This window comes from Lacibacter sp. H375 (genome assembly GCF_037892425.1).
Taxonomy (GTDB): Bacteria; Bacteroidota; Bacteroidia; order Chitinophagales; family Chitinophagaceae; genus Lacibacter.
Window position 1 is genome coordinate 4,378,934 of sequence record NZ_JBBKTT010000001.1, and the last position, 20,152, is coordinate 4,399,085.

The window sequence follows — 20,152 nt, forward strand, 5'->3', positions numbered from 1 at the left end:
CCGCTCTCCATCAGCCGATAGTAGTAAGTAAAACAAAAAAAGCCCCAACATATTTCTGTTGGGGCTTTGTATAAATCAGTTGATGATTATTTTACTGATGCAACCAGTTGCTTGAAGCTTTCTGGTTCGTTCATCGCTAAGTCTGCAAGGATCTTACGGTCAAGATCAATGTTTTTTGCTTTCAGCTTGTTGATGAATACAGAGTATGTTAATCCTTCTTCCCTTACTGCTGCGTTGATACGAGCGATCCAAAGCGCACGGTATTCACGCTTTTTCAGTTTACGACCAACATAACTGTAGGTCATACCTTTTTCAACTACGTTTTTGGCAACGGTATATACGTTTTTTCGTTTGCCATAAAAACCTTTGGCTTGTTTGAGAATTCTTTTGCGGCGTTGCTTCGATGCAACTGCGTTTACTGAACGTGGCATATCTTAATGTTTTTAAATTATAAATTTGGTTTACAGCTGCATCTTATTTAAGACGCAATAAACGTTTTACAAAGTGTACATGAGATTGTGCTACTTCTCCGTCCAGACGCATGTTACGCTTACGTTTTTTTGATTTCTTTGTGAGGATGTGACGTTTGAAACTCTTCTGATGCATGATCTTACCAGTGCCGGTTACTTTAAACCTTTTTTTGGCACTTGAGTTCGTTTTTACCTTTGGCATTTGAATGCTCTTTAAGAATGATACCCTGCTGGCGGCTCTGCACAGGCAGAACACTTAGGGGGCCGTTTGGGCAATACCGGCTGTTTTCAGCCTCCCGATTTGGGAGCGCAAATGTAGGCAATAACCACGAAAATACAGGGATCGAAGACAGATTTTTTATGAGCCCGTCCCCTCGTCTCATGAAATATCTCGTTCCCCGACACGACAAAAACCAATCAAACTAAAAAAACCGCCTCTTTCAAAGGCGGTTTCTGCTATTATTCAGCGTTTTCTTTCTTCTTTTTCGCCGTTCTTGGCGCAATAATCATCAACATCCGCTTTCCTTCCAATTTAGGAAATCCTTCAACCTGGCCGGAATCTTTCAGACGCTCCGCAAATTTCAGCAACACGAGTTCTCCCCTTTCTTTAAACTGGATGGCACGACCTTTAAACTGTACGTAAGCCTTCACTTTATTCCCTTCTTTCAGGAAGTTCTCAGCATGTTTTGCTTTGAAATCGAAGTCATGATCATCTGTATTCGGTGTAAAACGGATCTCTTTCAGTTCGGCCGATTTACTTTTCGACTTCATTTCCTTTTCCTTCTTCTTCTTCTCGTAAAGGAATTTATTGTAGTCAATTGCTTTACAAACAGGTGGAACCGCTTGTGGAGAGATCTCCACCAGGTCTAAACCGAGTTCCTGTGCAATTTGTAAGGCTTTTTGTGTAGGATAAACTCCCACCTCTACGTTATCACCAACCAGGCGTACTTCCGGTACACGGATCATGTGGTTGATGCGATGTTCTGGCTCTTTACGGGGAATAAAACGTCCCCTCGGAGGTCTTTGTGGAAATGCCATATTAATTCTGCTTCCATACCCCTTTCAGGAAGCAACTGTTCATTTGTGTTTATAATTCTCTTCAGGGGCAGAAGAGAAATTAATTATTCTGATTTTCTTTCTTTGATCTCAAGTGCTGCGGCAGCTATGAATTCATCTGCATCAAATACACCCGCATCACCTTTACCTTGTTTACGAACCGCTACTTTTCCTTCGTTCACTTCTTTCTCACCCACAACCAGCATATAAGGAACTCTTGCAAGCTCTGTATCCCTGATCTTCTTACCTATTTTTTCGCTGCGATCGTCAATCTCAGCACGAATATCTGCTTTTTTCAGTTTATTCAACAGGGTTTTTGCATAATCCATGAACTTATCACTTATGGGCAGAATTTTCACCTGCAAAGGTGCCAGCCATAACGGGAATTTGCCTGCATAATGCTCTAACAAGAAACCGATGAACCGTTCATGGGTACCCAGCGGTGCACGGTGAATGATCAACGGCACTTCCGGTTGGTTATTCTGATTCGTAAACGACAGTTTGAACTTGTTACCGCTGTTGAAATCAACCTGGTTGGTTGCAAGAGTAAACTCACGGCCAATAATACTCCATATCTGTACATCAATCTTCGGGCCGTAGAATGCCGCTTCATCCTGCACTTCAATGAATGGGATATTTGATTCGATGAGTACCCTGCGTACCATGGCTTCTGTTTCCTGCCACAGTTCCGGTTCGTTCACATATTTCTGACCAAGCTTGGCAGGATCATGCAAACTCAAACGCATCACATATTTATCAACACCGAATATTTTGAAATACTTCAGGTACATATCATTCACAGCACGGAATTCATCAGCAAACTGATCACGGTTGCAATAGATATGTGCATCGTTCATGTGCAGGCAACGTACACGCATCAAACCAAACAACTCCCCACTCTGCTCATAACGGTAACAGGTACCATATTCTGCAATACGATATGGAAGATCTTTATAGCTCTTTGGTTCAGCATCAAATATTTTATGATGATGCGGACAGTTCATCGCTTTGAGATAATATTTTTCTCCATCCATTTCCATTGGAGGAAACATACTATCTGCATAATACGGCAAGTGACCACTGGTGAGGTACATGCTTTCTTTTGCTATATGCGGAGTCACCACACGCTTGTATCCTGCTTCGCCTTCAGTTTCCTTTGCCAGCTTTTCAAGCTCTTCAATAATGATGGTACCGTTCGGCATCCATAAAGGCAAACCTTGACCAACATCATCATCCATTGTATAAATACCTAACTCTTTACCCAACTTCCGGTGATCTCTTTTCTTTGCCTCTTCCAGCATCGCCAGGTATTCATCCAACTCTTTTTGTGAAGGGAAGGTCACTCCATATACACGTGTCAGTTGTTTATTCTTTTCATCACCTTTCCAATAAGCACCGGCAATAGAAGTTAATTTAATTGCTTTGATAAAACCAGTATGCGGAATATGTGGCCCACGACAGAGATCAGTAAACTCACCTTGTGAATACAACGTAATGCCGCCATCTTCCAGGTTCTGTAACAGATCAAGTTTGTATTCATCACCTTTTTCTGAGAAATAAGCAACTGCATCCTGCTTGGATATTTCTTTGCGTTGGAAAGGATTGTTCTTTTTAGCCAATTCGTTCATCTTCTTTTCCAGTATCGCCAAATCTTCTTCACTCATTTTGCGATCGCCAAGATCCATATCGTAATAAAAGCCTTTCTCCAACGCCGGACCTACCCAGAATTTTACACCCGGGAATAAAGATTCCACAGCCTCTGCCATAAGATGAGCACTGCTATGCCAGAACGTGTTCTTTCCTTCAGCATCATCCCACGTCAACAGTTTCAAAGAAGAATCGTCGTTAATAGGGCGAGTGAGATCCCACACTTGTCCGTTAACATTTGCGGCCAACACTTTTCTTGCTAATCCTTCGCTGATTGATTTGGCGATGTCGAGGGCTGATGCTCCTTGCTCATACTCTCTTACTGCGCCATCGGGAAAACTGATCTTCATGAACTTCGTTTGATTTTTTAGGTGGACAAAGGTAACGAATCATTGCTGATGGAAAATTAACAAAGCCTTTCGCCAACCCTTTTTTTTCAAATGTGTAATTTGCAGGAGTATTGAACAGAACTTACATCATGAAGAAGACTCTTTTACTGGCTTTCCTTTTTTGTTCGTCCATAACCTTTGCCCAAAAGTATAGCGGACAATGGAGCGGCAGCTTTGATGCCAAAGGCGATCCCGGTGGCTCACGCACCGAATATTTCCTTGAGCTTGAAGTAAACGGCAACAAAGTGGAAGGCACTTCTACCACCTACTTTATAATTGAAGGCAAACGTTTTTATACCATCTGTGCCATTGAAGGCAACCTCGATCCACGCAGCAAAACCATTGTTGCCAAAGAAACCAAACGGGTGAAGGCGAATACACCCCAATGGTTCAAAGATTGTTTCCAGGTACATACGCTCACGTATTTTAAGAAAGGCGATACCGAAGAACTGGAAGGAAGCTGGAAAGGTGCACGTGAGGAAGATAAATGCGGCATGGGTACAACTGTTCTTTCACGCAAGCAGTTGGTAAAAAATATCATCACTACTCCACCGCCGCAAAATAATAATACCGTGCGTACCAATCCGAAGCCGGCTCCAACCCAACAAAAACCAACAACAAAACCAACCACTCCACCAAAAGAAAAACCGGATGTTGTAAAAACACAACCAAAGAAAGAAACGCCTGTAACAACAGGTCCGGCAATTACAAAAGTGGATAATCAAAATGAAACAAAAACAAACTCAGAAGTAAAAGCAAACATCCCTGCACCTAAACTGCCGAATGGTTTAGAAAAACGTGAAAGCAAAGTCTTTGAAACAATTCCTATTGAAGAAGAAGATATCACGGTGAATTTATATGATAATGCAGAGATCGATGGTGATATTATTACAGTGTTATTCAACGGCGAGGTAGTTGTTTCACAAAAAACACTGAGCGATAAACCGATTGTGGTAAAACTGAAAGCAATACGTGGAAGAGATAACACACTTACCATGTATGCAGAGAACCAGGGTCGAATACCACCCAACACAGCCATCATGCGTGTGCAGAACGGCGAACAATACCACAAAGTATTTTTAAGTGCTGATGATAAGAAGAATGGAAGTGTGGTGTTTCGGTTTAAGAGTTGATAGATGTCTGTTCTCCTGAAAGGTACTGCATCTCTTTATTGAGAAACAACGATATTATAATTAGAGAGCCTCTGCGAATGCAGAGGCTCTCTAATTATTCACACGCTTCTCAAGATTTGAAGAGAAGTAAAAAATTAGCTATTACTCCTCCTCCTTCACAAGAGGAACAGTTGAAGACTGTTCACTAAAATGCTCCCTCACCCTCATAATCATTTGCGGCTCGGTCATTTGTTCAGAACTGTCGATGGAAAATTCTTTCTGTTTAAACTGTGCATCGTCTTTCAGATGATTTTGAAATTGCTCCTGTGCATTGCCGGGTCCAAAAATGTAAATCTCTTCGTAGGCCATTAAGAGCGCCGCAACTGTTTTGTAATATTTCAAAAGATCCGTTTGCTTCGCCTGATTTCTGGAATCCTTATCACCGGATCGGTCGTGAATCTCTGCTTCTAATTTGTCCTGGATTATGTAATCGCCTTCTTCATAGTCCGGTGCCGGACGTATCACTACTGCTTTGGTACTGTCGAGATAAACTCCGGCCACTCTTTTTTGTTGCTGCTTCATGTAGTTATTTATTTTAAAATACTATCGTTAAGAATTGTGATAGCACATTGCGCCCTTGATGGAAAAAAAATCTACTTAATACTCTCCTCATTCTCAGGAAACGTTTCCTTTTGATTAACGCTGTGAGAAGTCAGGAAATCAAGTAAATGCTGATTGAATTCATCGGGTTGTTCAAGATTTGAAACATGACCTGCATTGTCGATTACATGCATTGTTGATCCTGCAATCATTTGATGCATAAAATCAGATTGAGCAAGTGGTGTTACTGTATCTTCCCTTCCGCAAATGATCATGGTTGGAATACCGATGGCGCCTAATGTAGAACAGGTTTCATTACGTTCAGCAAGAGCAATTAGTCCGGCTGTAATAATGTGCTGAGAATTTGCAAACACAACTATGCGAAGTTCTTCAACCAATTCCTTTTTATTGTTCAAGCTGTCTTTATGAAAAACATTTTCAATAAATCCAGCATTAAACTTCTTCGCACCGTTCGCAGAAATATCATCAATCGTTTTATAGCGCTTCTCTTTTACCGCATCCGTATCAGCAATACATTGTGTGTCGCACAGGATCAATGCTTCAAAGCGTTCAGGAAAACGTTTATTTGCATTGAGTGCAATGTAACCTCCCATCGATAACCCACAAACAATTGCTTTTTCAATTTTCAAACTGTCCATGAACTGCAACAGATCATTTGTGAACAGATCAATGCTGAGGACTGACGATTCATCTTTTGAATCGCCAAATCCACGAATATCACAAGCAATTACACGATTGGTTGCTTGCAGAAATTCGAGCTGCTTTTTCCACATCGCTTTACTGAATGGATAACCATGTAAGAAGATGACCGGTGTGGCACTTTCGCCCAGATCATCATACGATACATTAAAGTTGCTGACAGGAATACTCAGATCGTATCCCTTCATTTCTGTATGCATGGCTTACGTTTTAAACTATTTGGTATTACTTTCTGCTTGTCGCAAACAAAAGCGTATTCTTTTTATCGCTTTAAGCTTACCACCTGTAAACCTACCGATTGACAGCCCCTGATCTCTTACATGTTTAGTAGAAAGAGTTGTAGAATTCACACGTTGCCGGGATAATGGCTAATATTTCTTTTTGGCAGAGATGAATAATTTTTTGAATCACCAGATATAATATTGCCAGCGCTATGAGCCAGATAAACAGCAGAATCATAAACGAAACCATATTGTTCCGTTTATCCTTCATACTCTTCCACACGCTTTAGCCGAAGATTACTTACAGGCGCAACAATTAACGGAAACTTTTCAACCGTTACATTACTGGGGTCTAACCCAAACCCTCTTTCTTCTGAAAGCGAAATTTCTTTTAACCAGAAATGAAACTTCATAAGAATCCTTTCCCAGAAAGGCAATTCGTTATCCTGGCTCAAATATTTTTCCATAACGATGAATTGAAAATCACCGGCAATGTGATTGCGTTCAAGACTCACGTAACGGCTGGTTACATTCACCTCACGGTTGTTGACAAGATCTTTCACCACTTTGCGGAACATGCTGTCAATACGAGTCTGCACCCTGAAACCTAAACGGAACTCAATTCTGATAATATCGTTAGGAATGATATGCGTAACACTGTATTCCGTTGTATAAGGATCATCAACAGTATCAACATGAATAAACCAGTAGATGTCGGCCCGTTTCGGCTTTCTGTTCATAATGGAATAAATGATCTTATGTTCTATTTCCTTCGGGTTATCCGCACTTGTAAGGTAAATAAGATGCGTTGCATACTTCGGCACAGTAACATCGTTACTTAACTCCTGCAGTTTTGGTATATAATGCTCCAGACGAACAAATTCAATATACCGGTTCTTGATTTTTCTTGCCCTGAACCAATCGTACATTACAAAGAACAACAGGCCTCCCACCAACAATGTAACATAACCACCATGAGGAAATTTCTCAAGATTGGCATAGAAGAAACTGAATTCAATGGCAAAATAAACAGCCAGGTATAAATAGATGAATGCGGGTTTAGTTCGTCTGGTAACAAGATAATTTGCAAACAGTACCGATGTTGCGATCATGGTAACTGTAATAGCAAGACCATATGCCGCTTCCATATTCGAAGCTTTTTTAAAGTATAGTACAATACCAATACAACCTGTGAACAACAACAGATTCACAGCCGGTATATACAATTGACCTTTCGCCTCTGTAGGGTAATTAATTTTAAACTTCGGGAAAAGATTAAGCCGCATAGCTTCACTCACAAGTGTAAACGATCCGGATATCAATGCCTGGCTGGCGATGATGGTAGCAGCTGTGGCAATGGCAATACCGAAGTAAATAAACCAATGCGGCATAATACCGTAAAACGGATTAAACCCGTCTTCGATAAGGGATGAACTGATCACCTCACCGCTATGATTCAATAACAGCCATGCACCCTGCCCCAGGTAATTAATGATCAAACAGGTTTTTACAAAAATCCAGGAATAACGGATGTTCCATTTACCGCAATGTCCCAAGTCGGAATACAAAGCTTCTGCACCTGTGGTACATAAAAACACTCCACCTAAAATGTAAAACCCTTTCGGGTAAGCAAGCAACAGTTCAATACCATAATAAGGATTAAATGCTTTTAGTATCGAGAGGTCTTGCACTAACTGGGCCAACCCAAGAACTGCTAGCATAACAAACCACACTGCCATAACGGGCCCGAATGACCGACCAATAAACGCTGATCCAAACTGTTGCAAAAAGAAAAGTATTGAAAGGATACAAATGACGATAATGATCACCGTCCATTGGCTGATATCATGAAAAGCAGGAATTTGTTTCAAACCTTCAATGGCCGATGTTACAGATATGGGTGGTGTGATCATACCATCCGCAAGCAAGGCAGCCCCCCCAATCATGGCTGGTATCACCAACCATTTTCTTCTGCGGCGAACAAGCGCAAACAATGAAAATATACCTCCTTCTCCTTTGTTATCTGCACGCAACGTAAGAATAACATACTTCACCGTTGTTTGCAGCGTAAGTGTCCAGATGATCAATGAAAGTGCGCCGATGATCAATTCTTCTGTAATGGTCTTTCCACTTGTAATGGCGTTTAAAACATAAAGCGGAGAAGTACCGATATCACCAAAAATAATTCCCAATGCAATCAAAAGACCTGCAACACTAACACGATTATGCGAAGACATTTATCATTTAATTTTGAAGATCAAAAGTAGGTTGGGTAATCAGCGAAAAAGAAAACCGGCCGAAATCCTTATAAAATCTTTATACCGTTTAAATGCATTTTATCCTCAATAGAATAAACTGCATGTTACATTTGCTCCTAATCTGTTTAACATGAATAAGCTGCTCTTCAATACAATCACAAAAACGAAGCAATACCTGTTAAGCATTGCTGCTATTATTATTGTAGCAGCCATTTGTTTTTTGTTTTCTGATTTTATGGGTTACAGGGTGGCAGCATTGGTGTTGCTGGTCACAGTATCGTTGTTAGCCATGATCTTCGATGTGCTGCCTGTTTTATTCTCAGCGGCATTAAGTGCCCTCATCTGGGATTTCTTTTTTATACCACCACGCTTTACCATACATGTAAATACAACCGAGGACAGTATTCTGCTTGTAATGTATTTTGTGATAGCGTTGATCAACGCAGTGCTTACTTATAAAATAAGACAGATCGAAAAAGATGCACGGTTGAAAGAAGAAAAAGCAAACAGTGTGAAACTTTACAACACCATTCTCAACTCCTTATCGCATGAATTGAGAACGCCCATTGCTGCTATCATTGGCGCTACTGATAATTTGCAAACCAACCCCTACCTCAGTAAAGAAAACCATGAACAATTGATTGCCGAGATCGCAAAGGGAGCTTTCCGGTTAAATCAACAGGTAGAAAATTTATTGAACATTTCCCGTTTGGAATCGGGTCATATACAACCCAAATACGATTGGTGCGATGTGGAAGAATTAATTTACCAGGTTGTTCAATCAGTGGAAGAAAATAATAAGAAAAGAAAAATAGGCATCAGTATAAAACCCGGTCTCCCTTTTTGCAGTATTGATAAAGGTATGCTTGAGCAGATACTTTATAATCTCTTAAATAATGCAGCTATTCACACTCCTTCCAATTGCATCATTAATGTATCAGCCGTTTGCCATGCTGATATTTTACAACTGATAATTGAAGACAGTGGCAATACCTTTATTGATACGGAAGCAAAAGACATCCTCAACAAGTTTGATCGGAACAATAAAAGCAAAACGGCCGGCTCAGGTCTTGGCCTTTCAATTGTAAAAGGTTTTACGGAAGCACTTGCAGGAAATGTTGAATTAGAAAAATCGCCGTTGGGTGGTGCGAAATTTATTGTTTCATTACCGGTACGATCAAATCGCTTTGAAACCATTACAACATGAACAAATCAGAAATATTAATTATCGACGATGAACCTCAGATGAGGAAGCTGCTTGAAATTACGTTGCAGAGCAATGGTTATTTATCAAAAACTGCTGCTTCAGCAAAAGAAGGTTTGATCATGGCTGGAAACCATCCGCCGGAATTAATAGTACTCGATCTTGGTTTACCAGATGACAGCGGCCACAACGTATTGCAAAAACTCAGGCAATGGTACACCAACCCCATCATTATTCTTTCAGTGCAAAAAAACGAAGCAGATATTATCAAAGCATTGGATAATGGGGCAAATGATTATTTATCAAAACCCTTTCGCACTGGTGAATTGCTTGCCCGTATACGTTCTGCTTTGCGCAGCATCAATACCGATGAAGGAGAAACAACACTATCATTTGGCGATCTGAATGTTGATCTTTCAACAAGATCTGTATGGAAAAACAATCAATTGCTGAAACTCACTGCAACAGAATACAACCTGTTGGCACTCCTTATCCGCAACGAAGGCAAAGTGCTCACACATCAATACCTGCTGCGTGCTATCTGGGGGCCGGGTTATATCAATCAATCACAATACCTGCGTGTGTTTATTGCACAGATACGCAAGAAGATCGAAGATGATCCAAACAGGCCTCTGTATTTGTTGACCGAAGCAGGAGTAGGTTATCGATTTGTGAGCAGTATTAGTTGACCCCATCGAATTTTAGATAAAGCAATCTTTTCACTGGAATTTGCAGCAGGCATAGGAAATCAGGGCCGCAAATTTCGTTACATACTCCTTAAATCAATCACCGAAAAAATGGCGTTTTACCTGACATTTTTTAACCGGGAAAAGACAAATTTTCGTTTTCCAGGTTTGAAATTGCCCATGGCATACAGGTTGATGACTTCTTGACGAAATTTATTTTATAACCATTAAAAAGGAGGTACGTATGACACTCGTAAAAAGAAATGGGAATTTATTAAATCCATTTCCCATGCTTTTTGATGATTTCTTTAACCGGGATTTGTTTAATTGGAACAGCTCCAATTTTTCAAACACCAATACCACAATTCCGGCAGTAAACATTAAAGAAACGGCCGAAAATTATGAAGTTGAAGTGGCTGCACCCGGAATGGCTAAAACAGATTTCAAGGTTGAGCTTGATGGAAATGCATTGACCATTAGTTCGCAAAAAAGCAATCAAAACGAGGAAAGAGAAGAAGGAAAATATTTCCGTCGTGAATTTAGTTATCAATCTTTTCAACGGACGTTTACTTTACAGAAAGATGTAGTGGATATCGATAAGATTGAAGCGAAATATGAAAATGGTTTGCTGCATCTTTTAATCCCTAAAAAAGAAGAAGCAAAACAAAAGCCACCAAGGTTGATTCAAATCTCCTGATAGTTTGTTTTGCATTTACTGAAATGAATGCTGCCTCTAAAGTAAGAGGCAGCATTTTATATTCTGAAATATGATCCGAATTTTTCTTTATAGAAGTACCCGGCATTAACCATCACCCGGTTTTAAATTAATACTTGCAGAACTCAAATAAACTGACACCTTACTGTCAGTTTAAGGTGCTGGTATTAACCGACAAGGGACGTTGATCGTCTCTATGTTGAAGAAAACATTCTACAACCCAGCCTCCCTTGCTGCCGATGAGCGTGCCGATTGCAACTAAAACTGCTCATCAGCTACTTCCTGAGAACACCCAGTTTTAAAGCATTGTATTTTTCCATGCGTTTGATCAACCAAATAAAAATGATCAATGACAGTGTGCCAAAACAAAAACCTGCCAGCACATCACTTAAATAATGTACACGCAGGTATACCCTGCTTAAGCCCACCAGGATAATGGTGCAAAGCAGTAGAAAAATGAGCAACCATTTTTTCCAGGTTGTCTTTACTTCACGATAAACAATGCTGATCAATAAACCATAATAGATCGTTCCCATAAAAGCATGGCCACTTGGGAAACTTAAGCCGGGAATTTCATTTAATAATGGGATCAATGGTCGTGGTCGGTTAAAGAAAAATTTCAACCCCACCATTAAACCAAAATTACTCAGCGCAATGATAAATATATTGATGAATCGCCGCTTGTTCTTTCTCACAAATAGAAAATAGCCCATTAGAACAAACCAGGCGGTAACCATAAATAAATATGACCCCAAAAAAGTAATGACCAATGCAATGTGCGTATTGGTATCAGTTACCAATGAAGCAAATAAATCAAATGCGTTTTCATCAAAGTCAGTTGTTTTAACAATAAAAATCCGCCTGATGATCACAATCAACGTACTGATAGATACCAGTGAAGCAATGATCAAAAAAATAACCTCTGCTGTTATCAATGCAACAGCGCCTGGTATTTCTTTTATTTCTGTTGTTTCATTTTTTTTCATGACTTAATTCTTGCATAGGTTTACATTATATTTTGATCGAGAACAATTCAATACCCTCTGCTTTTCCTTTGAGATCAATAATGCCGAGACTTTCACCTTGCCAATCCGTTAAATCACTGTTCTCCATAAAATTTTTCGACATAATAAACTTCTGATTCAGTTCGGTGCAGGCGCTGCGTATGCGTGCAGTAGTGTTCATCGTATCGCCACTCATGGCCAGATCTTTTTTAATCACACCAATTTGCCCAACCGTTACTTCCCCCATATGCAATCCTACTCTGAATTCAGGTATGATATTGTATCGGCGGCGAAAATGCTCGCCGTTCTTCTGAAGATTTTTACGGGCATCAATGATCGAGTTCAGACATTTCTGTGCATTCCGTTTTGAAAAAAGCCAGGACACTACAATTTCATCTCCCACATATTGGTAAATTCTTCCATCATGTTCTATCAATGCCATTGACACATCAAATATAAAATCACGAATGAATTTGAAATTTTCAACATGCCCCAGTTTTTCAGCAATAGGTGTTGAATCTTTCAGATCCATGAACATGACGATACGCTTTTCAATTTTCGGCTGCATGTACTTTCCCCGGATAATATCAATAAAAACACCCGGCGAATATTTTTCATTGATCTCCATATACAATTGAGTGATGACCAATAGTACAACCCAATAGAGAATTCTCCGGAATAAAAGTTTTGGCTCCAACATATCATTGATCGAAAGCTGCATCGCTTCTGATGCCTCCTTGCCACGAAGGATAATACTATCGAGAACAGGAACAAGAAAACTAATAAGAAATGCGGCCAGTATAAGACTGAAACTTTTCAGGACAAAATTTAAAAAGGGCGATTGTTTGGGAAATGCGTTCCTGAGCGCAAATACAAACAAATAACCCATGAAACAGCTAATGATAAAAACTGCTGATTCCCTCACAACAAAAAAGCGAAATGTTATGTGAGCTTCGTCTCGCATTAAGAGAATAACAATGCTGTCAATTATTGTCCATGCAAGAGCAATGTAGAGAACATTACGCAGCTTATATTTTACAAAACCGGAAAATAAGGAATAAGATGATGCCCGGTTTTTCATGTGATGTTTTGCAGGTATTGATAGATGCTTTGTTGCGCATTGATGCTGGTTCCATTTTGCCCGTTGACAGGAATAGTTTGTTGATCTGGCAAGAATTGAACGGCTTTATCATTATCAGACCACTGGATATCAAAATAATCAAGGATCTGTTTTCGGCAACCCGCATCTTTTACCGGAACACAAACTTCTACCCGGTGATACAGGTTTCTAGTCATAAGGTCTGCAGATCCTATATACACCGTTGCATTTTCATCTGAACCAAAAATAAATAATCGTGTATGCTCGAGAAACCTGTCAACAATCCGCCGCACTGTAATATGCTCACTTATGTCGGCAATTCCGGGAGCAACACAACAAACGCTTCGCACAATCAGATCCACTTTTACTCCGGCCTTACTTGCTTTATACAACAACTTAATGATGCCCGGCTCTTCAAGGTTGTTTACTTTTATCCTGATGTGTGCCGGTTCCCCTTTCTTAGCTTTTTTTATTTCAAGCCCAACACGTTTTTCCAACTCGTCTACCATATTAAATTGTGATACAAGCAGATCATTAAACTTCAATCTTGTATCCCCTATTTCGTTACGTCCCTTTTCAAGGAATTTAAATAGTGAAACTAATTCCTTAATAATTGACATATCAGAAGTCATCAACACATGATCGGTATAAAAACGGGCTGTTGATTCATTAAAATTTCCTGTACTGAGAACGGCATACGATAATTCATGGCCATCCACTTTTTTCTTCACCAGAGCAATTTTTGAATGTACTTTTATCTGTGGCAGACTGTACACCAGTTTAATCCCTGCTGCCTGCATGATCCGGCTCCATTCAATATTATTTGCTTCGTCAAAACGTGCTTTCAATTCTATAAACACCACAACATTCTTTCCATTTTTTGCTGCCCCTATTAAGGCATTAACAATATGTGAATCGGATGCCAGCCTGTAAAGTGTAATATAAATATCCGTTACATCTGCATCAACTGCAGCCTGGTTAAAAAACGCCAACACGGGATTATATGATTGGTAAGGCAAATGCAATAACACATCCCGCTGTTCAAGTACATGAAAAATATCAGCACAATCGGTTATGCCCGTTGCTGTAAGTGGTTTTGCTTTTTCGAAATAAAGATTTTTCTGAAAAGATGGGAAAGCCGAAAGATCACTGAGGTGGTGATACCTGCCGCCCATAAACATATCCTCATACTTTACTTCAAAAGCTGCCATCAAAAACAATTGCAGGTTGCGTGGCATACCTTCCTCATACAAAAAACGGGAAGGCAACCCAATTTCCCTTTTCTTCAATTGTTTTTCAATTTTATTCAACAAATTGCCACTGTATTCATCTTTGAGATTAAGTTCAGCATCCCTGTTAAACTTTATACTATACACACTAAGTATCGTAAGTTTCGGAAACAGCAAACCCAGATTCTCCCGAATGATATCATCCAGGAAAATAACATATTCATCTCCTTCCAACGGAGTTAAAGAAAAAAAACGTTTTACTTTATCTGAAGGAATATTTACAATGGCCTGTTTTAATAAGCCGTGGCTCGGCTCTGTCAATGTTACCACAAAATAAAGTTGGTTGTTCTCCGGTAAAAATGACTGAAGACTTGATTCCAGAAATATGGGCTGAATAAATGCCAATACATCCGATAGGAAAATCTCTTTGATCTCTTTTTTGTGTTCTGCTCTTATTTCTGAGTTGTAATAAAAAACAATACCGTTGGTCTTTAATTCGGGAATGATTTCCTGGGTAAGAACATGGCCGAAATGCATCAGCTGACGGTTGATCTCATTCTTAATTTTTTCCGCTGTATCATCGGCCATTACAACGCTTGCTTTATTTCTTGTCTTCTCATTTATTTTAGAAAACGCAAAGACAGACGGATATCTTACTCTGAAAAACTCATCTAGGTTACTGGAGAAGATGGACAGGAATTTCATCCGTTCATACAGCGGAACGGTTTTGTCGGATGCTTCCTGCAATACTCTGAAGTTAAATCCTAACCAACTCATGTCTCTGTTATGTAACATACTTTAATATTAAAATGGCGAAACAGATTGAGGTGTTATATTACTACTCGCTGTTGAGTTGTTAATAAAGATCGCCAGACCAAAGGCCAGCACAGAAACTACAATGCCAATCATAAAAACATTATAAGCCAGCCTTACCAGTTTGTACTTTCTTCCCAACACTGTTCCTAATGTATAAATATCTTTGATGAGCGAACCATACAGGTAATCTGTATCTTTCATCATTTCACGCATCGCAACATTGTAATCCTCAAAAGAAGTTTTATAGAAATTTCCAAAGAACAGAAGATTTGTTTTTTTCTCAGCAACATCCTGGCTCGTAAACTTACCCTCTGTTACTTTGGGGCGTGTAGCGATAATGGAGATCACAATAGTTGCTACGGAAACCATTAAAAAAATAATTGTAGGTATTGTCAGATAAGGTGTTTCTTCAAGCCTGCGTAACAATACACTTAAAATAACAGATATAATGATCGCATTCACTGATATAAGAATATGCGCTTTACTATCGGCCATATCACTCAGGTGAAAATGATTGGTTGATGTAAGGCGAAGCATGGTTTGAATACCTTTTGACATTAACCCTCCATTATCTTTTTCTATCTTCGCAAGACTGAGTTCAGCTTCTGTTTTATCTGACGCTGCTTTCTCTGCTGCGGCTTTCTCTGCCGTTGTTTCGTCCGATTTTTTATGTAGCTTCTTCATATTTTTATTTTTTCGTTCGTCCAAAAGATCTTTACAATATTTCGTATAAAACTCATGCTTGGTTAGTAGGTTTATTGATTTAGCGATCCACTCGTGTTCAGTAAGATCTGGATTTTTCACTTTATACTCTTCCCATACAAGTTGATTGGTATTTTTGAAATCCTTGGTACCCAAGTGGTACGTATCTGCATCACAAATGATCTGAAACAATAAACTACTGTGGTTACGTGGAGGGCGGGTAGCCAGGATACATTGTTTTATTTTTTCAATCAACTGTTCATCGTTGGCATATTCTTTCATATATGCCTCCATGAGCTCTACGCTTTTTTCTTCATGATGTTCGGGTTCTGTAAAGAGGTAACCGGTATCATGAAACCATGCAGCAACATATACAGCCAGCATATCATTTTCGCTGAGATAATAGTGGCCCGCAATTTCCTTGGTGCGGTCAACCACATGAATGGTATGCGCCAGGTTATGGAAATGCAGATCAGGCATGGGATGTTCCTGGAACATTGTGGTTACATATTGTTCCGTTTTTTTATAAAAATCTGTTGAAATCATCGTCGTCATTAAAACACAAGTTTAAATTTTGAAGCAAGTGAAAAGTTGAACAGTTTATCCTCAGGCGAAAAACCCGCAGTTAACGAAAGCATTGTTATTCCATATGGAACAAAATATAAACCTCCTCCATATGCCCCATGCCATTTACGTGAACTTTCGCCTTTATACCAAACTCTTCCGATGTCGTAAAAACCCATGAGTCCCACATCACCTGGCAGAATATGTGTTTGCGATTTAAATAATTTCACTCTTAACTCTGTACTTGCATATAACGTTGATGATCCGGCAAACCTGTTTTTTCTATAACCTCTGAGAAAGTTGTGTGAGCCGAGACTCAATGCCTGGAAATAATCGAAGTTCTTTGTGAATATATGCCCGCCACCCAAACGAAAGATGGCACCAACTCTTGCATCATCTTTTAAACTGGCATAAATGCTTATGTCAGAAGTAAACCTCGTGAGATTACTTGCATATTTTTTCAGGCCATACATTGAAGCGAGTTCGGTATACCACGTCATTCCACGTGTAGGGAAAACGTCATTGTTCACATAATTAATATCGAATCTTGCTTTGGCGCCGAGGTATTGTTTGGTTCCGTAAACATCTGTAGAGTCGGTACCAATGTTTGCCGGTTCACCCAGTATGCGTTTGCTGTTATCTTTATACTTGCTCCAATATTGCGAGTAACTAGGCCCAATAGCCATTTGTATCATACTGCCCGATCTCTTTCGCATGAGAGCATCAATTTCAAAGAAGCTATAGCGTACCCTGTAAAAATCGGCTGACTTGTTTTTATCATAAACCGATCTGTTACCAAAGCCAAAGAAATTATTGATGGTTGGGTTCACAAATTCCGAGCGAACGACCAGGTCATTTCTAAAAAGCACTTTGTTAAATGTGCCGTTATAATTTATACGATAGGCATCTTTCATTGGCGCATATAATACAGACAGCCGTTGATCAGTTGAATAGGGATCTTTTCTGAAACCATAAGTTCTTAGTCCGATCCCTGCGCCAACTAAAAGAGCATCTTCCGTATTATGACCAAGCTCAAAGAAAGGCCGCAGGCGGTTATACCTGTAGTCGGTCATTCGATAAGCATTTACAGAAGGATCAGGTGAGAATTCTGTTTTACTTTTTACATGATTGATACTTGCATTGTTTTCATGCGAAATATCGTACACTTTGTTTTTTATATTTCCTTTCAGGTTAAAAGTATCATTGCCTTTACCCCCAATGATGCGCAACAGTATGTTTGATGTAACATCCGCATCTATTTCAAACTTATCGTTTCCATTCAATCCATATAAACGTATTTCTTTTGTTGTATTTTCATTGAACACCCTTGTATACATAACCGAAGCTGAATCGGTCGTATTCACTTTTTTATAAGCTGTTACCTGCAATCCGTCGGGATGTTTTTTTACATGAAAATATTCTGACTTGTTGCTGCCCGTTACGGTAACCACTTTCGAAATAAATTTATAATAGGTCATTGCTTCTTTGAGCAGCTGATCCCTGCGGCTCTTCAATTTATCAGCAACCGTTTTTCCATCAATTGCATAAATGGGTTGCGGAAATTTCTTCACTGCATTTTCAATAACAGAATCCACCATCCTGCTCTGAAACTCTTTGGTGATGGTTTCCCATGCTTTTTCATCAAGATGATTCATAAAAAACCTGTCGAAATCTCTTGCCTGGTAATTGAACTTGTTGATCTGTTCTACTTTAGATTCAAACCCTTGCAAAAAAGGCATTATTCGTTTTGATACTTTGTCGATCAAAAAGCCATCAGGGTTGGCAAATGCCTGGTTCCTGTCTCGTGGTATTGGAAAATATAATTTACCTACACCGGTATCAGTAGTTCCCCATTCCCATTGACCAGCATGCCTGTCCCAATCGCCAATGAGCATATCAAGTAATCGTGCGGTGAGCACTTTCTCCTGGTCAACATGATGCTCATTATCTTCCAGCATTGTATTAATGATATTACCCGTGCTTTTTGCATTTTCCCAACCTGCTCCGGGAGCCCGCATTTCAAGAAGTACAACAGTATTGGCAAAAGTTTTTCGGTATAAGCCCAATGCAGGATCATCTGGTACGTAAAAGAATTCAGGTACAGCAGCAGGCACTCCAGCCGCGGTTGCTAAACCCGGTACTACTAAAGGCGCATGTGGATGACTTGCTGAAACCATATCCTGCACCATCTCTTTTGATAAGGAGTTTCTTAATTCAGGAGGAACAATTTTCTCAACGTCTTTCTCAACTGACCTGATGGTCCATTCTTTCCCATTTTTATCTACCAGCTGCAACGACTTTGATTGTTTACCTCCACTTAAACCTTTAATTGTAAATCCACCTTTTTCCTTGCGGATATTAAATTCCTGCATTCTGATTGGTGTACTCCATTGTTGCCGATAATTCTGGCCCAGAAAAAATTTCTGAAACCCCGAGTTGGGCTTATATTTTTCACTGGCGGAAATAACCACGCTGTCTCTGAATTTATAAGCTACCTCCCTTGTATTTTCAGCAGGTTTCGCAGGAAGTTTTGAAAAATCAAGAATATGATTTGAATAATCCATTCGTGTAGAATCGTTTTCAACAACATACACGTTGGCCTGCACTTTTTTATTTTTTGAAATATCCAATGTTATATACCCCGCTAGCGGTGACGCATACAGGGTGTTTTTTCCTTTTGATACTCTTGAATTTTTAGCAGCACTACCGCTGGTGATATAATTATACCCGCTGTCCTGAATGATCTGCAAAGAATGATCGTGACCCGCAACAAAAATTACATTGTCGTGTCCTTTCACCACGCTTTCAATTTCAGACACCATTGCCTGGTAAGGAGGACTTTTTAAATCCTGCTCAACTCCAAACACGGCTCTTGTTAAAGGATAAATAGAACCTACAACCGGTAACGGGATGTATAGGTAGTCCCGCATATCAGTAAAAGGAAAAATATGTTGCTTCCATGTAAAATATCCTCCGTGCGGACTATAAGTTCTGAAGGTGTGATGAAATGCGATCAACACCAGCTTACCTGAATTTCGTGTAAGTATATCTTCTAACTGAACCAGCACTTCATCCTTTGTCTTATATGGACAGTCTGATTCAACGCCGGGTTTATCACCTAAATGCAGCCACCATTGCGTATCCATCATCACCAGTGAAACATCATTTGTAATTTTTGCTTCAACAGGACCGGGGCATCCATCCCGTGGAAACATTTTTACATTTTCATTTCCTAAATAATCAATATAAGATTGCTCTCTTAAGATAGATTCCCATCCATTCGAACTACCAACAGCCCAATCATGATTACCGGGAACAAAATAGACTTTTGCTTTGCTCTTGCCTGCAATATTGATCTGCGAATCAAGTGGCGCTTTTGCAATTTCAAAAGTTGGCAATGAATTATCAGGCAACCCAGTTTTATAAAGATTATCACCAAGATAGACGATCGTTGTTTTCTCATTCAGCGGAATGTTCTTTTTAACTGAATTTACTACCGGATGTTTTCCATTGGTCAACTGCCCAGCATCACCAATTAAAATGATCCTTGCCTGCAAGGTGTCCTGTGCATGAACAACGGTATGCAATAAAAAAAGAATACAGAAGCATAAACTGCTGATGATAATTTTTTGTCTGCTGTTTCGGTCTGTTTTCATATAA

General features: G+C 39.6%; 16 protein-coding genes. 4 read left to right on the forward strand and 12 right to left on the reverse strand.

Annotated elements, in window-relative coordinates:
• Positions 1-86 precede the first annotated feature (86 nt).
• The 4 genes from rplT to thrS form a co-directional block, all read right to left on the reverse strand.
• Positions 87-431: a 50S ribosomal protein L20 gene (gene rplT / locus WG954_RS18755; protein ID WP_182801309.1), complete on the reverse strand. Its 345-nt coding sequence runs from the start codon at positions 429-431 to the stop codon at positions 87-89.
• A gap of 43 nt (positions 432-474) precedes the next feature.
• Complete coding sequence (rpmI, locus tag WG954_RS18760) at positions 475-672, reverse strand: 50S ribosomal protein L35 (RefSeq protein WP_324232609.1); 198 nt, start codon at positions 670-672, stop codon at positions 475-477.
• Between the two features lie 257 nt (positions 673-929).
• Entirely contained in the window at positions 930-1,508 is a 579-nt protein-coding gene (gene infC / locus WG954_RS18765) for a translation initiation factor IF-3 (protein ID WP_340438369.1), read from the reverse strand.
• An 83-nt stretch (positions 1,509-1,591) separates the two neighbouring features.
• Positions 1,592-3,523 (reverse strand): threonine--tRNA ligase, encoded by a 1,932-nt coding sequence (gene thrS, locus WG954_RS18770; RefSeq protein ID WP_340438371.1) that lies wholly within the window; start codon positions 3,521-3,523, stop codon positions 1,592-1,594.
• Between the two features lie 128 nt (positions 3,524-3,651).
• Here thrS and WG954_RS18775 point away from each other — a divergent pair, with 128 nt between their 5' ends.
• Entirely contained in the window at positions 3,652-4,695 is a 1,044-nt protein-coding gene (locus WG954_RS18775; RefSeq protein ID WP_340438372.1) for a hypothetical protein, read from the forward strand.
• 141 nt (positions 4,696-4,836) lie between these two features.
• Here WG954_RS18775 and WG954_RS18780 read toward each other — a convergent pair whose 3' ends face one another.
• The 3 genes from WG954_RS18780 to WG954_RS18790 form a co-directional block, all read right to left on the reverse strand.
• Positions 4,837-5,256 carry a hypothetical protein gene (locus WG954_RS18780; RefSeq protein ID WP_340438373.1) on the reverse strand — a complete coding sequence of 140 codons (420 nt, stop codon included), beginning with the start codon at positions 5,254-5,256 and terminating at the stop codon, positions 4,837-4,839.
• Between the two features lie 71 nt (positions 5,257-5,327).
• On the reverse strand, positions 5,328-6,194 hold the full coding sequence (locus tag WG954_RS18785) for an alpha/beta fold hydrolase (RefSeq protein ID WP_340438374.1): 867 nt from the start codon (positions 6,192-6,194) through the stop codon (positions 5,328-5,330).
• Between the two features lie 281 nt (positions 6,195-6,475).
• A complete protein-coding gene (locus tag WG954_RS18790) occupies positions 6,476-8,452 on the reverse strand; it encodes a KUP/HAK/KT family potassium transporter (RefSeq protein WP_340438375.1) in 1,977 nt (658 codons plus the stop codon).
• Positions 8,453-8,603: 151 nt separating this feature from the next.
• Between WG954_RS18790 and WG954_RS18795 the strand changes: the two genes are divergently transcribed.
• The 3 genes from WG954_RS18795 to WG954_RS18805 all read left to right on the forward strand — a co-directional run bounded on the left by WG954_RS18795 (position 8,604) and on the right by WG954_RS18805 (position 11,060).
• Positions 8,604-9,680: a sensor histidine kinase gene (locus WG954_RS18795; RefSeq protein ID WP_340438377.1), complete on the forward strand. Its 1,077-nt coding sequence runs from the start codon at positions 8,604-8,606 to the stop codon at positions 9,678-9,680.
• Positions 9,677-10,366 (forward strand): response regulator, encoded by a 690-nt coding sequence (locus WG954_RS18800; RefSeq protein ID WP_340438378.1) that lies wholly within the window; start codon positions 9,677-9,679, stop codon positions 10,364-10,366. The genes WG954_RS18795 and WG954_RS18800 overlap by 4 nt, the downstream gene beginning before the upstream one ends.
• A 241-nt stretch (positions 10,367-10,607) precedes the next feature.
• Complete coding sequence (locus WG954_RS18805) at positions 10,608-11,060, forward strand: Hsp20/alpha crystallin family protein (RefSeq protein ID WP_340438379.1); 453 nt, start codon at positions 10,608-10,610, stop codon at positions 11,058-11,060.
• A gap of 293 nt (positions 11,061-11,353) precedes the next feature.
• Here WG954_RS18805 and WG954_RS18810 read toward each other — a convergent pair whose 3' ends face one another.
• The 5 genes from WG954_RS18810 to WG954_RS18830 are packed head-to-tail and all read right to left on the reverse strand — an operon-like array spanning position 11,354 to position 20,148.
• Positions 11,354-12,064: a phosphatase PAP2 family protein gene (locus WG954_RS18810; RefSeq protein ID WP_340438380.1), complete on the reverse strand. Its 711-nt coding sequence runs from the start codon at positions 12,062-12,064 to the stop codon at positions 11,354-11,356.
• A gap of 25 nt (positions 12,065-12,089) precedes the next feature.
• Positions 12,090-13,163, reverse strand: coding sequence for an adenylate/guanylate cyclase domain-containing protein (locus WG954_RS18815; RefSeq protein ID WP_340438381.1), 1,074 nt, complete (start codon positions 13,161-13,163; stop codon positions 12,090-12,092).
• Positions 13,160-15,205 carry a polyphosphate kinase 1 gene (gene ppk1, locus WG954_RS18820; RefSeq protein WP_340438382.1) on the reverse strand — a complete coding sequence of 682 codons (2,046 nt, stop codon included), beginning with the start codon at positions 15,203-15,205 and terminating at the stop codon, positions 13,160-13,162. The genes WG954_RS18815 and ppk1 overlap by 4 nt, the downstream gene beginning before the upstream one ends.
• 9 nt (positions 15,206-15,214) lie before the next feature.
• Positions 15,215-16,483 (reverse strand): Pycsar system effector family protein, encoded by a 1,269-nt coding sequence (locus tag WG954_RS18825; RefSeq protein ID WP_340438384.1) that lies wholly within the window; start codon positions 16,481-16,483, stop codon positions 15,215-15,217.
• Entirely contained in the window at positions 16,483-20,148 is a 3,666-nt protein-coding gene (locus WG954_RS18830) for a metallophosphoesterase (RefSeq protein ID WP_340438385.1), read from the reverse strand. Before WG954_RS18830 ends, WG954_RS18825 begins: the two co-directional genes overlap by 1 nt.
• Between the last annotated feature and the right edge of the window lie 4 nt (positions 20,149-20,152).